The 14,736-nt window shown below is 60.7% G+C and carries 13 protein-coding genes and 1 pseudogene; 10 read left to right on the top strand and 4 right to left on the bottom strand.

Annotated elements, in window-relative coordinates:
* Positions 1 to 128: 128 nt before the first annotated feature.
* Positions 129 to 677: pseudogene (locus EN786_RS28585) on the bottom strand (recombinase family protein); the annotation flags it as partial.
* Positions 678 to 1,364: 687 nt separating this feature from the next.
* Here EN786_RS28585 and EN786_RS28580 point away from each other — a divergent pair.
* From EN786_RS28580 to EN786_RS28560, 5 genes are all read left to right on the top strand, one after another.
* Entirely contained in the window at positions 1,365 to 2,336 is a 972-nt protein-coding gene (locus EN786_RS28580; protein ID WP_135909141.1) for a DUF1403 family protein, read from the top strand.
* Positions 2,337 to 2,338: 2 nt separating this feature from the next.
* Entirely contained in the window at positions 2,339 to 3,037 is a 699-nt protein-coding gene (locus EN786_RS28575) for an SMC-Scp complex subunit ScpB (protein WP_128347093.1), read from the top strand.
* A 291-nt stretch (positions 3,038 to 3,328) separates the two neighbouring features.
* Positions 3,329 to 4,288, top strand: coding sequence for a radical SAM protein (locus EN786_RS28570; RefSeq protein ID WP_246688767.1), 960 nt, complete (start codon positions 3,329 to 3,331; stop codon positions 4,286 to 4,288).
* Positions 4,285 to 4,869, top strand: coding sequence for a 3'-5' exonuclease (locus EN786_RS28565; RefSeq protein WP_128347097.1), 585 nt, complete (start codon positions 4,285 to 4,287; stop codon positions 4,867 to 4,869). The genes EN786_RS28570 and EN786_RS28565 overlap by 4 nt, the downstream gene beginning before the upstream one ends.
* Entirely contained in the window at positions 4,866 to 5,480 is a 615-nt protein-coding gene (locus tag EN786_RS28560) for an AAA family ATPase (protein WP_128347096.1), read from the top strand. The genes EN786_RS28565 and EN786_RS28560 overlap by 4 nt, the downstream gene beginning before the upstream one ends.
* A gap of 27 nt (positions 5,481 to 5,507) precedes the next feature.
* On the opposite strand, the gene EN786_RS28555 is transcribed toward EN786_RS28560, so the two are convergent.
* From EN786_RS28555 to EN786_RS28545, 3 genes are all read right to left on the bottom strand, one after another.
* Positions 5,508 to 9,209 (bottom strand): DEAD/DEAH box helicase, encoded by a 3,702-nt coding sequence (locus tag EN786_RS28555; protein ID WP_135909139.1) that lies wholly within the window; start codon positions 9,207 to 9,209, stop codon positions 5,508 to 5,510.
* Positions 9,209 to 10,093 (bottom strand): aminotransferase, encoded by an 885-nt coding sequence (locus EN786_RS28550; protein WP_348642251.1) that lies wholly within the window; start codon positions 10,091 to 10,093, stop codon positions 9,209 to 9,211. The genes EN786_RS28555 and EN786_RS28550 overlap by 1 nt, the downstream gene beginning before the upstream one ends.
* 132 nt (positions 10,094 to 10,225) lie before the next feature.
* A complete protein-coding gene (locus EN786_RS28545) occupies positions 10,226 to 10,831 on the bottom strand; it encodes a hypothetical protein (protein ID WP_135909134.1) in 606 nt (201 codons plus the stop codon).
* A 95-nt stretch (positions 10,832 to 10,926) separates the two neighbouring features.
* Here EN786_RS28545 and EN786_RS28540 point away from each other — a divergent pair, with 95 nt between their 5' ends.
* From EN786_RS28540 to EN786_RS28520, 5 genes are all read left to right on the top strand, one after another.
* Positions 10,927 to 11,364, top strand: a complete 438-nt coding sequence (locus EN786_RS28540; protein ID WP_135909132.1) for an antitoxin Xre/MbcA/ParS toxin-binding domain-containing protein — start codon at positions 10,927 to 10,929, stop codon at positions 11,362 to 11,364.
* Entirely contained in the window at positions 11,364 to 11,825 is a 462-nt protein-coding gene (locus EN786_RS28535; RefSeq protein ID WP_135909130.1) for an RES family NAD+ phosphorylase, read from the top strand. Before EN786_RS28540 ends, EN786_RS28535 begins: the two co-directional genes overlap by 1 nt.
* A gap of 140 nt (positions 11,826 to 11,965) precedes the next feature.
* On the top strand, positions 11,966 to 12,610 hold the full coding sequence (locus EN786_RS28530) for a hypothetical protein (protein WP_128346525.1): 645 nt from the start codon (positions 11,966 to 11,968) through the stop codon (positions 12,608 to 12,610).
* Positions 12,607 to 13,716 carry an XRE family transcriptional regulator gene (locus tag EN786_RS28525; protein WP_128346524.1) on the top strand — a complete coding sequence of 370 codons (1,110 nt, stop codon included), beginning with the start codon at positions 12,607 to 12,609 and terminating at the stop codon, positions 13,714 to 13,716. Before EN786_RS28530 ends, EN786_RS28525 begins: the two co-directional genes overlap by 4 nt.
* Before the next feature lie 4 nt (positions 13,717 to 13,720).
* On the top strand, positions 13,721 to 14,632 hold the full coding sequence (locus EN786_RS28520) for a restriction endonuclease (protein WP_210214568.1): 912 nt from the start codon (positions 13,721 to 13,723) through the stop codon (positions 14,630 to 14,632).
* Positions 14,633 to 14,736: the final 104 nt, after the last annotated feature.

Here is a 14,736-nt window from a genome sequence, read left to right as displayed (position 1 = left end):
CCCCGTCCTCGTTCTGAAGCACACATCCCTCGACACTCGGCGGCCTGCAAAGGCCGCCTTTTTTGTTCCCTCCACAAGCACCAAACTCTTGTCGTCGTTTAGCCGCGCTTTTGAAACGCCATCAACACCGAGCTGATGAGATCGTCGATATAGGCGCGCTGGCGTGCAGCAGATATTGCCCGGACAGCTTCGGGGCGGCGTTCGCGAAGTCCGGGATTGCCGGCCAGCCGGCCGCGCGCCTTGGCTGCCTTCATGCCAGCCCTGGTGCGTTCGGCGATCAGCGCGCGCTCGAGCTGAGCGACCGCGCCGAGCACCTGCAGCGAGAACACGCCTTGCGGCGTCGAGGTGTCGATCGGATCACGCAGCGAGCGAAAGTGCGCGCCGCGCGCCTCAAGCTGTTCTATGACCTCCAGCAGATGGCCGACCGAGCGGGCGAGGCGGTCGAGGCGGACGACGACGAGAACGTCGCCGGCGGCGATCTCACGCATCAGCTTCGCCAGCACAGGCCGGGAGCGCGAGGCGCCGGAGCCATGCTCCTGGTGAACCAGGTGACAGCCAGCGACCTTGAGTTCGTCGACCTGGGCGTCGTTGAGCTGGTCCTCAGTGGAAACCCGGGCATAGCCGATCAGGCGGCGGGAGCGGGGAGGGGGTGCAGCTTGGGTGCGTGGATTGGCCATTTGCGGCACATTTTGGGTCGGTTTTTACAAAGTTGCAATGTGTCAGAAAAGGAACCTTTGCAGGTGTGTATTAGAGACCGATTTGCAGGCCCGTGGAGCGCCATCCGGGCATTCGGAGGTGCCCGAGGACTCAGAGAGGGCCAAATCGCGCCCACGGGCCCGCTACGGCCGAGAGAGCCCAAAACTGTCCGTTTCGAGCCCGAACACCCCAAAGGAGCCGCGCCGGAGCACCAGAAACGTCGATTTGGCCTTGTTTGCCGGCGGGCGTAGCGGATTTGATGAGACTACGTGATGCCGAGTCGGAAATAGCGAGACTACGCGACAACGCGCTCGTCTGCGCACTGACGTTAGCCACCAAACCCAAGGAAATTCATATGGTTAGGAGAGCGAAGGCCATCCGATCTGGTGCGTAGTCTCACGAAAACCGCTCCAAATCCACTGATCCTGGCTGATCTGTCCACTCAATTAGGGTGAGAATCCACCGAATTAGGGCGAGAAAGACGCCTGAAATCGCGCATTTCCGGGCTTTTCCAGCGATCCAGGCAGAGCGACAGAGGCCATTTCTTCTATAAAGACCAAAACGAACGATAAGGCAACATTATCATTCGTTTTGTGTTGGCGACAAGCTGTGCGTTTTGACGCGAAAATCATCGCCAAAAGCGCACGGCCGCTTTACCCTCAAAACACATGATTCGCCTCGATCCCCTTACTGCCAATCCCTTGCCCGCCAGCTCCGCCGCGCCGCCGGCCGTCCCGGCCTGGGCGCTTGCCGGCGGCGGTGGGCCGAGCGACGCCGCCGCCGCCTTCCAGGCCGGCGCCGCCTTGGGCGCGCTAGACGGCCTCGCCCGCGCGCAAGCCAGCTGGGCCGGTGCATGGCGCCAGCGGCTGGCGCTCAAATCTGCCGCCGCCAGCATGCGGCTCGCCGGCCGCGCCGAGGATGAAGCCGCCTTGCGCGATGCCTGGCAGCTTTGCCCGGCCGGCGCCGATCCCGGTCCCGCCGGCGCCATTTTGGGGACCTGGCGCCAGCTGGCGCTGCAGCCGCCGGCCGTCGGTGCCGATCGGCTGGCAAAAGTGACCGAGATGCTCGGTCTCGCCTGGGACGACGAGGCGCTCGCCGACCTGTGCACGCAAATTGAAGATTTAGCCGGGTCGCGGCCGCCGGCGCCGTTCGCCGCGGCGGCGATCGCCACCCGCGTCGTCGCCATGCGCCCCGATGCCGAGCTGTTTGGCTGGTGGCTCGCCGACCTGGTGCTGGCGCAAGGCCTGCGCTGGCCGCTGCCGCTGCCGCTGTTGATGACGCAGGCTTTTGGCCCGGCCTTCCGCACCGAGGGTGGTGGCGGCAAGCGGGTCCGACCCGGGGACAAGAATTTTGACCGAGCGGTCTGCGTTGCGCTGGTGCAAGCGGCGGCCGAAGCCTGCCGGCTTGCCAGCGAATTGTCGCGCCGCGCCGAAAAACTCCTGGCGGTGGCGCCAAAACTCCGTGCCAAGGGCGCCGGCGACGTGATTTTTTTGCTCCTGAATGAAGATGCCGTACCCGGATCGCTGGTCACAAAGAACCTGTCGCGTTTTGCGGCGCGACGCCTGTTCGAGCGCCTGCAGCAGCTCGAGGCCGTGCGCGAGCTCTCCGGCCGTCCGACCTTCCGGCTGTTTGGGCTGTAGCGATGAGCCAAGCCTCGGTCCGCCGCAAGCCGAACGAGCAGCCGGCGCTGCTGGACATCGAGCTCGAGCACCTGCCGCCGGAACTGCGCTGGCGCGAGTGGATGGGCCGCGTCGAAGCGGTGATCTTTGCGGCAAATGAGCCTGTGCCGCGCGAGGTGCTGGCGCGGGTGGTGGGAAAAAACTGCAATCTCGACCTGGTCGTCGACGACATCCGCGCCGAGCTCGCCGGCCGCCCCTACGAACTGGTGTCGGTCGCCGGCGGCTGGCAGCACCGGACCAAGAAGGTCTTTGGCGACGTCATCCAGGCCGCCTTCGGCACGCCGGCGGGGCAGGGGACAAAAGAACTGTCGCAGTCGGAGTCACTTGTCCTCATGTGCATCGCCTATTTCCAGCCGATCACGCGTGGCGAGCTGTCTTCCTTCTTCGGCAAGGAGGTGTCGCGCGATCTGATCGGCGTGCTGCGCGCGCAGGAGCTCATCGCCTCGGGACCGCGCAGCCCGCAGCCGGGCGCGCCGTACACCTACGTGACGACGAAAAATTTCCTATCGCAGTTCGGGCTCGACACGCTGCGCCAATTGCCGGATTTCGAGGCGCTCGAGGACGCGGGCCTGCTGTCCAAGGAAAAGCTCCTAGCAGGAGACACCTCTCTGGGGTTCATAGGAGCACAGTCGGATAAGAGCGATATTTTTTCTGACGGTTAGCGCCGATAACAAGATGCGCATGATAGCCATCGGCGCCATCTTTCATCGCGGACAGAACACCTATTGCAAAACGATCAGTATCGGGCAGTACTGAAGCGGGAAAGGGGAGTGCTTCGAGTGATTGCTTTTGAAAGGGTTCGACAAAAGAGAGTGCGGTCTGCGCCCAATAATCTCCCCCCGGCACTCCGAGAGATTATCGATTACCGCAAATCCGGGCTGAGCCTTAATCACATTGTAGGCTGTCCTTTGGATTGCGGCTACTGCGTCAGGCACATCTTCGCAAACTACGAGATGAAACGCCCTCACCTGATCGTGGACGATGAGGTGGCGGTTGAGCAGCTGGTCGGTCATTGGGCGTTCGTGCCGCATCGAACGCCTCTGCAGATATTCAACCGGGCGACAGACCCATTTCTCCCCGGTGTCAAAGATCATCTCTTTGCCACTTTGAAGCAGATCGACGATCGTGGTCTTTCAAACCCGGTGCTCGTGATCACCAGATGGGAAATCGATGCCTCGGACGTGGCTTGGCTGGAGACGCTAAGGAATGTCAAGCTGACGATCCTGGTGACGTGGTCGGGGATCGACAACGACAGGATCGAACCGGTCTCGTCACGCATTGCGGAACGATCGCTCGAGGTCTTGCGGAGCGCGGCCAGCCGAACGAAAATCGTGCTGTATTGGCGGCCGTTGATAGCGGGATTGAACGATACGTGTGCCCATCTGCAGCGCGCGCGCACACTCGCGCAGTATGCCGATGCGACCGTTTTTACCGGTTTGTTTTTCAGGGAGGAAATCCGGGAACATTTCCGGGCTGCCGGCATCCCTGACCTTTACCAGGAAGTTGCTCGGCGCAAAATCCTTCCCAGCTCGGTCGAGCGGCGCGTGCTTCGCGCGTTTGAAGGTGTCCCGATATTTCGCAAGACCTCGTGTGGCGTTGCATATGCCCACGGAACGGCGGATTACAACGGTCATTTCGGGATCAGCGAGATCTGCGATATCTGTCCCAACGACCAACGAGCACTCTGCGGCAAAGCGCATCGCCGCCCAGATATTGATGAGGTGCGGAAACTGGCGGAAATGGTCAACCTACAAACCGACAACGCTCTAGTGACGGACCGGGCCGTAGAGGTGAGCGGCAGCACCGAGTATCAGCGCTACTTCATCCAACACGCGTTGAACTACCAGGTGCACGATCGCGCACAACCTCATCGACCATATCGTCACGGCAGAGCGGAGGTCGGTTGGGAATGAGTTCGGACCGATATTGGGTCATAGACGTCGAAGGCAACGGCGCCTCCCCCCCGGAGATCGTGGAATTGGCCATGATAGAGCTCTCAGCGTTGGTGCCGACCGGAAAGCAATTCCATTGGCTGGTGAAGCCTTCGCAGCCGATCCAACCAGCGGTGACCAGGATCCATGGGCTTACAGATGATGACATCGCCGATGCGCCGGAGATTGCAGACATAGCCGATGAAATTCTGACCTGGACTCAAAATGGGAGGATCATCGGTCACAATGTCCGTGTCGAGTTGGAGACCATCCAGCGCCAGATTCCGGAGTGGAAACCGGTCGCCGCGATAGATACGCTCAAGCTGGCTCGGTCCTTGAAACCGGGCCTAGATTCCTATGGCTTGGAAAAGCTCGGTTCATTCTTCGGGCTTATCGATGAGGCCGCCCGGCGAACGAACCGCAAGCATCATTCCGCCCTCTTTGATGCGATGCTTACCGCGCTGATCTTTGCTGACCTATTGATGCCACTGGAGCAAAGCGCGCGCGAGGATTGCCTTCGCGACGCCGATGTCCTCTTTAGCCGACAGAGCAGCTTCTTATGACACGAATCGTCGTGAAAATCGGGCTAGCAGGAACACACTCGACCGGAAAGTCCACTTTCCTGGAGAGGCTTAAGTCTCGGCTGTCTGATGGTGGGTACAAGACCGGACAAATCGAAGATCTTGCAGCGCGCGCCCGCGCCCGGGGCTTTCCGATTCTGATCCAACACACGTTCGAAAGTACACTCTGGATCATGGCAGAGGGTATGAGGCTGGAAGCTGAAGCCTCTCTCAATGAAGATGTTATCTTGATCGATAGGCCGGTCTTCGACGCTCTGGGCTATCTTGATGCTGCGTTGCAGATTTCCGGCCGATCGCTTCCTCCTCGGCGAGTCGAAGAGCTCCAGACTATCGCCGCCGCTCACGCTGGCGACTACGACATCATTCTCCTTACGGAACTCGATCCAAGCATTCCCCTCGGCGAGGGGCGAGATGAAAATCAAGCATTTCGTATTGCGGCTGGCGAGCACATCGCAGCGATCGCCGATAGATTTGGATTGCAGCCACTTCGTCTCACCTCTGGAAATGCAGATGAGCTCCTGGAGACTGTCTACGACATGATCATCAAACGTCTCCCGCAGGCACAGATCTCCTGCCATTGCTGCACAGAGTGACAGCATCAACGCTGCCACATCCATTTTTTAGTAGGTCCTTGTCACTTCTAGCGCCGGCCAAACATTTAATCTGAAATCATGCCGCTCGGGGCGAGCCGTCAGTAGCGCTTCTGAGTATTGCGTTCGGGCAATTGAATAGCCGGCGGCGTCAATCCATTCGATGCCGTCGTCGCGGACTACAGGGCGCACATCGTAGGACCCGCGCCGACCGTCCGTTGCCGTGAGCCGGGCTGCGCTTCCCCGTACGGCCTCTGCAGCATCTCCTTGCCTCACGAGCGTCCTTTGCCATTCAAGGAACCGTTGCGGATCGATCAGCGTCTCAGCGCCACGATCGTAGCCTTCTTGTGCTAGCCATGCCTCGAATGCCAAACGTCTCGCCGCCGCCTCCTCGCGGGTCTGCGCTAGCCCTTGTGCGAGAGCGAACGCGACGAAGGGATCGAGCGTGCCCCAGCGCAGAAGTTCGCGGAACCAAAAACCAACCCACGGCAAGCGGGTCGTCGCCCGCCATGTATCGAGAGTGGGTGTTTCTAGACCGGCCGCATTCTCGCCCCAGGCTCGTGCCACCGCTGCACCAACTGCAACTCCCAACTTGAACTCGATGTTGTCAGCGACAAAGCGTTGCCAGGAGCGTAAGCGCTCGGCCTCCGGGGCTTGAGAGCTGGGTAGCTGCATCCACCAGCCCATGATGCCGCGCCAATTCGCAAGTGAAGCTTGGTCGTTGACGGTGTCTCGCACGCGAAAGCCAATCCCGGGCTCCGCCCGGACGCGTTCTCCGAGACGGATGAAAAGTGCGAATTTTTGTTCTGTTGGCCACGCGCCATACTCGACGGCTCCTTGCAGCTCGGCGATCAGCTGAGGTGCCACAAGTTCGAAGCGCCGTCCGATGTAAGGCGTGAAGCCGTACTGGTACAGCCGTTGACGCTGCTCCGTGTTTGGGTAGAGCCGCTCAACAAAGGCCCGTCCCCGCCTCACGAAGCTTCGTTCCAACCAAGCCTCTTCGGCAGCGGCAACGCGGGCGAATGTTCGTTGCCACAGGTCCTGCAACAGCGCCTCGGTTCGCGCCCCATCCAAAACCTGCTGGTCCGCCCGAGCGAGTTCTTCGATCGCGCTGAGCAGGAACCCGTCCAGCTCGTCAAGACTGTCGCCGAGCTGATCCGCCGGAATGCGCGATGCGACGCCGAGATTGGCGCCGGCGCCTTCAGGCAGTGTCGCTTCCAGCCAGGAGAGAAACTGTTCTTCCGTTCGAAGTCCGGATTGCGCCGCAGCCTTTTGCCAGATGGAGCGCAGGAGTACGACAAGCGGACTGTGCACAGGACCGGCCGCTTGCTCCGCCTGAAGTCGGCCGAGCAGATTGTTATAGTCGGCCTCTGCTCGCCGGATTTGACGCGATTGCTCTCTGCGCTGGCCGCGCGCGGTGGTCGAGATAGCTTCCGGGATCGCCACCAGCGTCATGCCCTCGATCGACTCCGCTGCGCCCGGCCGACCCGCACGGCCCGCCAAGTTGCGGAACTCAGCAGTCGACATCGGCACTACGATCGGCTGACGAGCTTGGGCGTCGTAGCTGCGACGCTCCAGGCTGGTCAGGAATATGATGTCGAATGGCAGATTTACGCCTTCCGTCAGCGTTGCCGTGGCGATCGTGACCGGACAGATCCTGCGATCGATAAGGTCGGTCATCAGCCGCCGCAGGCGCTGTGGCATCTGACCATGACTCGTCGCGATGCCGCGATCGAGCAGGCGGAGTTCGAACGACTGCTGGCCACAATAATCGACGCAAGCTGCACGGGCTTCCTGAAAGCGCGCCTGCCCCTCGGCGTCGGTCGGCGGGACGAAGGGCGGAACATTTTGCCATCCGGGAAGGTCAAACGCCTCGACATAGCGTTTCATCAAGCGCTCCGGCGATTGAGCGACTGAAATTAAAACGCGCCGGTTTCCCTCAAGCAGGTGCAGCGCCGTCCACAAAACATACAACTCGTTGTAGTGCGGCAAGCTGTTCCGAATGCCGGCTGCAGGAAGCGGCATGGCTGGGAGGCGTAGCGGAAGGTAGACTGGCGCGTCTCGTCCTCGGACATAGAGCGGCTGACCATTCACGATATCGAGGACGGCTTCAGGCGCGCGTCGTGGATTTACCCGCAGGCCGCCAATCAGCTGCCGGCTGCTGCGATAACCCAAGCCAACCGGCATGGCGTCTGCACGCCCCTCTATCCATCGAGCAACGGGACCCGCCGCGCCGCCAGCGACCGCGGTCAAGGCTATTCGCGCCATTCCCGGCTTCACCGAGAATAGCCGCGATACCATTGCCTCCAACCGCATCGCTCGGCTGGTGTGGGCGGCGAGCGCCTCCTGCGCGTTAGCGTCATTCTCGCTGACGACCTGATGTGCCTCGTCAAGGATGAGCAGTCGCAGCCGCTGGACCAGCAGGTGACCCACATAGCGCATCAACGCCTCGGCCTTCTCGACCGTGGCGATCAGTACCACTGGACGGTCAGCGGTGAGCCAGTAGTCGGTGATCCCCCAGTCGGCACCGCCGTAGAGCCCTGTCACAATCAGGTCGCTACCCAACTCTGCCGTCAGCTTTGCTTCCACCTCGCTCGCCAGCGCACGTGAGGGAACTAGGTACAGCGCAAGTGGTGCGGCCCCTGGTTGTGTGTGAACCAAAAGGAGTTCCTTCACGAGGGCCAGATTGGCAACCAGAGTCTTGCCTGAACCGGTCGGAGTGCAGAGTGCAAAGCTGTTGCTCGTGATGAGGCGTTCGAGACCTTGAACCTGCGACGTCCACAACACACCTCGACCGCGTGCATACTGCTCACGCGCGAACCTCCACATCCGCGCTTGCAGTCCCGGTACGTTTGCCGTCAGTCGCGAGACGCGGCCATGAAGGCTGTTGTCGGAATACCGCTTTGCGGTCGCCTCGATCAGATTGATCAGTATCCATAGTTCGTCGCTGGCGAGGCGTGTCGCCAACGTGCTCAGACCCGACAGTTTGTTCACCGCCTGCTCGATCCGGGAACTATTGCCTCTGCGGAGACTGTCGCCTATCAGACCGACAGCGCGCACCAATTCGACCACGACATACCAGCCAATCTTGCTCGCGGGAGGCGCGGGTACGCCCTCGTCTCGATCGTCTGGCGCGCGTGCGACCTCGACGCCGTCCTCGGCCGGTTCGTCGCTCTCAATGTCCGCCTCGTCCTCCGCTGCAAGGAGCGAGCCCGAGCCGTCCCGCCCCGTAAGCGCGGGGTTGTCTCTCCAGAATGCGGCAGAACGCTCGAGCAGACGGTCAAAGTCGGTACTCAAAAACGCAGCGAAGATTTCTGCAACACCCCGACCGTACCCCCCTTGACGCAGCAGACTTGTCGCCATCGCGGGCAGGCCAGCCAACTGATAGGCGCCGGCAGCAAGCAACCCGACGGGCACGTCGCGGGTGACTGAGTCAGAGGATCGTGCCAGCCATTCGAGTAACTCGGCGGCACGTCGGTAGCATCCGAGCGCATCCACTGAGCCTTGTCCCTCTATCTCCCGGAAGATCCCTGCGGCATGTAGCAGCCGACGAGCATCGTCGAACTGCTCATGTGACTCGCTCTGGGCCCACCCGATAGGTGGCACGTGCCAAGAGTTCTGCAGACTTCGAACGAACAGACGCGCCTGTGCCGGCGTCAGCTCGTTTTCGGCGGCCCGGCCAAGGCGGATATTCGTCGCCAGTTCGCGACGCTGTTCGTCGAGCCGAGCCATCAGCGATTATTCCATAGAGACCGATAGATTTGCTCGATGAGCTCGACGCCGCCCTCAAGCACCAGCTCGACGACCTGCAGTGGCCGCCCAGCGGTATATTCCGGCGGCGGCGCCGCCACCGGAAGATAGGCTTGGCCCGCGCCTCTCCGCGCTGCCCGATTGCCGGCGACGAAGACCAGATCGGTTCGAGGAAGAGGTGCCGCCCCGATCAGCAGGGCCCGATCGAGAGACACGATCGCTTCTGCATACTCATCGCGCGCCTTTTCGCAAAGCAGTCGGTGCATTTGCTCAAGGCCCTGTGGCGCTGGAAGGCCGCGGTTCATTTCATTCCAAACGCCGTCGTTGCTTCGCACTCTCGCCCCTGCCGGGCCAGTCCAGCTGCCAAGCATCATGTCGTTCATGGCACTCGGCGTGAGCGCCGCGCGCCACTTCGCCTCCCCGGCAATGAATCGTACGACCTCACCACGGACCGGATCAATTCCAAGCGCAATGAAGTCATTCCCATGACGTCCAGAAACCTCGCGAACGCGAGCAGGGTCGCGAGCCAGATCAAATATGTAGGCTTCCACTTCGGCGTGGTACCGGAACAGGAAGATAGGAATCGTCCATTGGTGGCCGCCGATGAACCGATAAGCCTGGGTCATCAGACCGGCCATTACCTCACCGAACAGTCCTTTTTTCGCGGTCGCTGGGAGGCAGTTCGGATACTGTGCATCCGCGCCTGGGCCATCCGCGTCTGGATGGAGGTCGATTCTGGCGGCACGATGAAAGACATCCCGGGCATCGAGATGAGCGGACTCGAAATACGGGCGCAACTCCTCGACGACAGTGTTGTCATTTGCGACCGCCTGTTCGAACAGCAGGTGTCCATAGTTTCCGTTCATCTGCGCGGCCCCTCGGAGCCAGCGATTAAGAAGAGGCATTGGCGGCGGGTAATTATGCAGCATCGGATATTCGCCCGCCCAGCCCGATCGTCGTCATCTCGATCCGCCCCAAATCAAGCACTCCACTGACGGTCACGGCTGCACCTGATACCGGCCATCTCGTATGCGCTCGATGGCATCCCTAAGATCATTCCCTCCAGTCAGGCGCAGGATCTCGGCGACATAGTCTTTTGTCAGCAGGGTTTCGACGCCGGCCTTGACGGCATCATCAAGGTAAGAGATGCCGTCGGTCCCATCGCTCAGCCCTCTGGCGCTGGCCACGGCCATCTCGGCAAGGCTCGTCGCTGTCGGATCAAGAATGGTCGCGCCGATTCGGGTATAGAGCACCGTCGCGATGCCTTCGAAATTCGTTAGGCTCTCGATGATGATCCTGTTGGGCGTCGGCTGCTTTGGTGGCGCATAGCTTTTGGTCGATCCAACTTCGTGTAGTTCCCGTCGGTAAAGGCGGTCGGCCGCCTCTTTGGCATCGAGCTTGACCACGAGTATCTCGGCTTTTACCGGGCAGCCGAGTTCGCTAGGGACCAGCGTTGGCGCCCCTTTTCTTGTTCGACTCTGCCGCGCGAACTCCACGGGAAATGGCGTTTGACTGGCAATGCGAGAGGTGATGAAAGGCTCGATTTCGTCACCAGGATCGCCGATCAGCGATCCATACGCCAATATGCCGACCGTCCCGAGCATGCTTTAAGTACCTCCTGACCGCCCGCCGTCCTTGATCAACGGCAATCTGCCGTCTATATTTATGGCAAGTTGCCATTTGCAGCAAGGAGGCTGTCATGTCGATCGCTATCGTCGAGGAAGTCGCACGAAAGCTCGGTGGCCAGAGCGTGCTTGGCCGGGTCGTGCGTTCGCAAGCCGACCTGGCCTTGGCCGTGCGCAATAGGCTACCGCTCTCTGCCCTTCGGGGCCTTAGCCAGGCCGGGATGTCCGAGCAGGAAATTGAGACATTTGTGATCCCGCAGCGCACCCGCCGTCACCGCGCGGACAAGCAGCAGCCACTGACCGTGGATGAGTCGGATCGCGCTGTCCGGCTCTTGCGAGTCCAATCTCTGGCCGAGCAGACCTTCGGTGATCAGGAGAAGGCGAACCGCTGGCTTCGTCGACCGCTCCTCGAACTCGGCGGTGAGACGCCGCTCGTGGTGGCGCAAACCGAAGCGGGCGCGCGTGTCATCGAGACCATCCTCGGCAAGATCGCTTGGGGCGCCGCTGCCTGATGTTCCTCTGGCGGCTGTCGGGCAAACAGTATGCTCAGGCACTCGACGGCGGCTATGGTCTTCATTTTGACGGACGCTGGAACACTGTCGGCCATGCGGTCACGTACTGCGCGACCTCTCCTGCGCTCTGCGTTCTCGAGAAGCTCGTCCATGTCGAGGACCCGGCGCTCCTGCCGGAACTTGTCATGGTCACGTATGAGCTGCCAGATTCGGTAGCGACAAAGGACATTGGACTCCCGGATTTGCCGCCGGACTGGCGTCGTCACGAGGCCTGGAGTCAGGACAGGGGAGACAAATGGCATGAAGGACGCTCCACCCTGTTGTTACGCGTACCTTCGGCCATTGTGCCGGTCGCCAATTCACCGGACGTAAATGTGTTAATAAATCACGGCCATCCGGCTGCGGCCGACATCCGAATCGTTGACCAGGAACCCTTCTCACTCGATCCCCGACTGTTTTGAAGGCGTTGACGCACAAGACACGACTTGATCCTCCCATTTGCGGGCCTTCGTCGTGATAGTGATGGAAATCGGCGCGCACTTCTTGTTTTTCTCCCTCATCTGAGGCAGAAAAAGCGGAACTTGGGCGATTCGAGGATTCGATGACGACACCTTCTCCGCTAGTTCTGTCGCAGCCCGATCAGGTGATTGGGCGTCTTCAGGAGCTCGGCCTGACGGAAGAACCCCTACTGCACGCTGCGCGCCGCTGGCATGTAGCCTGGAGTGGATTCACGGCGAACCACCCGCCGTTCGGAATCGGCATCGCAGCTTGGATGGAGGCGGTGGCGGCATTGCGCGAGACGACTATGCCCTTGGGCTGGGTGCGATCAGATGAGCGCAACTATGCACTTGTGATCAGCCCCGACGGCGCGATGGCAATCAGTGTTGCAACTGGCGACTCCGGAACTGGCCGGCCTGATACCAGCCCGAGCAACAAGGCCCCCAAAGGCGTCAGCACAGCTGATGCGATCTCGGTCAATCAAATCCAGTTGGAACTCGATTTGCCGGTGCCGGAACTTCCGTCATCGGAAGACGATGGACCGCTGACCTGGTTCTTACTCCTCCACCGTGCACACGACGAAATTCGCTGCGAATTGTCCTTGCCTCTCGAGATGTCGCCCGATGGCAGGATCAGTCGCTGGAAGGAGCGGTTGATCCTGTCCTCAATCCCGCTCGATGGAGATATTGTCGAGGTTATCGCACCGGAGGGGCCCGATCTGGATATCGACGTGAAGCGAAAGGCATGAGCACCATCGAGATTTTTAACTCGTCTCGATTGACATGGGCGCGACGCCGCCGTGGCTTAACGAAAACGAAGCTCGCCGTCTCACTGGGCGTCGATCTGCGGTCAGTCTCCGCGTATGAGACCGGGGAGTTCGCTCCGGAAGCGGACAAGCTGACCCGAATCGCGCGCGTGCTTCGGTTTCCCGAGAACTTCTTTTTCGGCGACGATCTCGAGGAGCCTGCATTCGATACCGCCAGCTTCCGATCGATGTCGAAGATGACCGCCTCACAGCGGGACACAGCGCTCGGGAGCGGCGCGATCGCGTTGCTACTCAACGAATGGATCGAAGGGCGTTTCGATCTTCCTCACGCCGATGTTCCCGATCTTGGACGTGACGGCAGTCCCGAGGGCGCCGCAGAAGCTGTGCGGCGAGCTTGGGGCCTCGGCGAACTGCCGATCAAGAACATGGTCCACCTTTTGGAAGCGAAGGGCGTGCGGGTCTACTCGCTCGCCATCGACGCCGTTGAGGTCGATGCATTTTCTATGTGGCGGCAGGATCGTCCTTTCGTGTTCCTCAACACTTTGAAGTCCGCTGAGCATGGGCGTTTCGACGCGGCGCATGAGCTTGGACATCTCGTGCTGCACCGCCATGCCGCGCCGAATGGTCAAGAGGCGGAGCAGGACGCCAACTCCTTCGCCTCGGCATTCCTAATGCCAGCAGCGAGCGTTCGTGCACACGCGCCTCGTTTCCCGACCATCGACAATCTTATCCGACTGAAGAAAATCTGGGGCGTTTCGCTCGCCGCCATCACATATCGTCTGCACAAGCTTGGTTTGCTGACAGATTGGCATTACCGCAAACTCTACATTGAGATCGCGTCGCGCGGATATCGCAAGACCGAGCCTGCCGGCGGGCCGCGGGAGGTCTCGCAAATCCTTCAAAAGGTCTTCGCAGCGTTGCGAGAAGACGGAATCGGGAAGCACGATATTGCTTGCGCCCTGAATGTGCATGCCGAGGACGTCGATGAGCTCGTCTTCGGTCTCGCCCTTACCGGTCTCAACGGATCCGGCCGTCCTCCCACGCCGAAACGTCGGCCAGAGTTAACGGTCGTATCTTCGCGGGAGTAAGTCGATGCTGGGCTTTCCTGAGGCGCAGGCCGTCGAAGATCTTGCAGACCTCCTCTATGACTTCTTGCCGGGAAGCGGAAATAATCGCACGGCGTTTCCACTGGCAGCCGCGCAGGCCGGCGTCGGCGACTTGTGGGTTCCCGGCAGCAAGCGTCCGGCGATCGTTCAACTTCTCACCGCTACTCTGGAGCGACGCCGTCACCTGTTCACGAAGCTGGTGATGTCGATTGTACGCCAAGCGATGACTTATCGCCGTGGCAAAGGCAATCCGTTGACCCGTGCCGAGGTCGAACGGCTGAATAGCCTGCTCCCGGGCGTCTCGTTCAAAATTCCCGAACTGCTTGATCGCGCGTTCCTTGAGAGTCTGAGCGGCACATCAGAGGTACGGCGCGAACCGCAATCGGGCCCCCTCAGCATAGAGCGGAGCAAGGTGCTCGCTTCACTCCTAATCGAAATCGGTCGTCTAAATCCCCAAGAGCGCGGCCTGCGTTTCGAGGGCTTCCTTAGTGAACTCTTCGGCGCCTTCGAGTTGGCGCCGCGCGGCTCGTTCCGGCTCGTTGGCGAGCAAATTGACGGGAGTTTTCGACTGGATGGGCAAACGTACCTTGTCGAGGCAAAGTGGCACGGACCGCAGATCGGCTTCGCCGATCTGATGACATTCTCTGGCAAGGTTGGAGGAAAAGCATCCTGGTCGCGTGGCCTGTTTGTGAGCAATTCCGGCTTTACCGCGGAGGGGCTCGAAGCGTTTGCGCGCGGCCGCCAGACCAATCTGATCTGCGTTGATGGCCTCGATCTTTATGAAGTGCTGGATGGCCGCGTGAGCCTAACCGACGTATTGCGCCACAAGGACCGGCGTGCAGCAGAAACCAATCGGGCCTTCGTGCCGGTGCGCGACCTGAACCTAAGGCGAGCCTAGACGAGAAGAGCGAAAGGCTCCGCTCGTCACATGTTCCCTTCATCGAGACCTCATCATCATTGGCATTTTTTCGAGTAGATGCCCTATATTGAGGGGTAGTTGGC

Source organism: Mesorhizobium sp. M4B.F.Ca.ET.143.01.1.1 (genome assembly GCF_004792275.1).
Taxonomy (GTDB): Bacteria; Pseudomonadota; Alphaproteobacteria; order Rhizobiales; family Rhizobiaceae; genus Mesorhizobium; species Mesorhizobium abyssinicae.
Note: the sequence above shows the minus strand (reverse complement) of the source record. Positions and strands in the feature narration are given on the sequence as shown.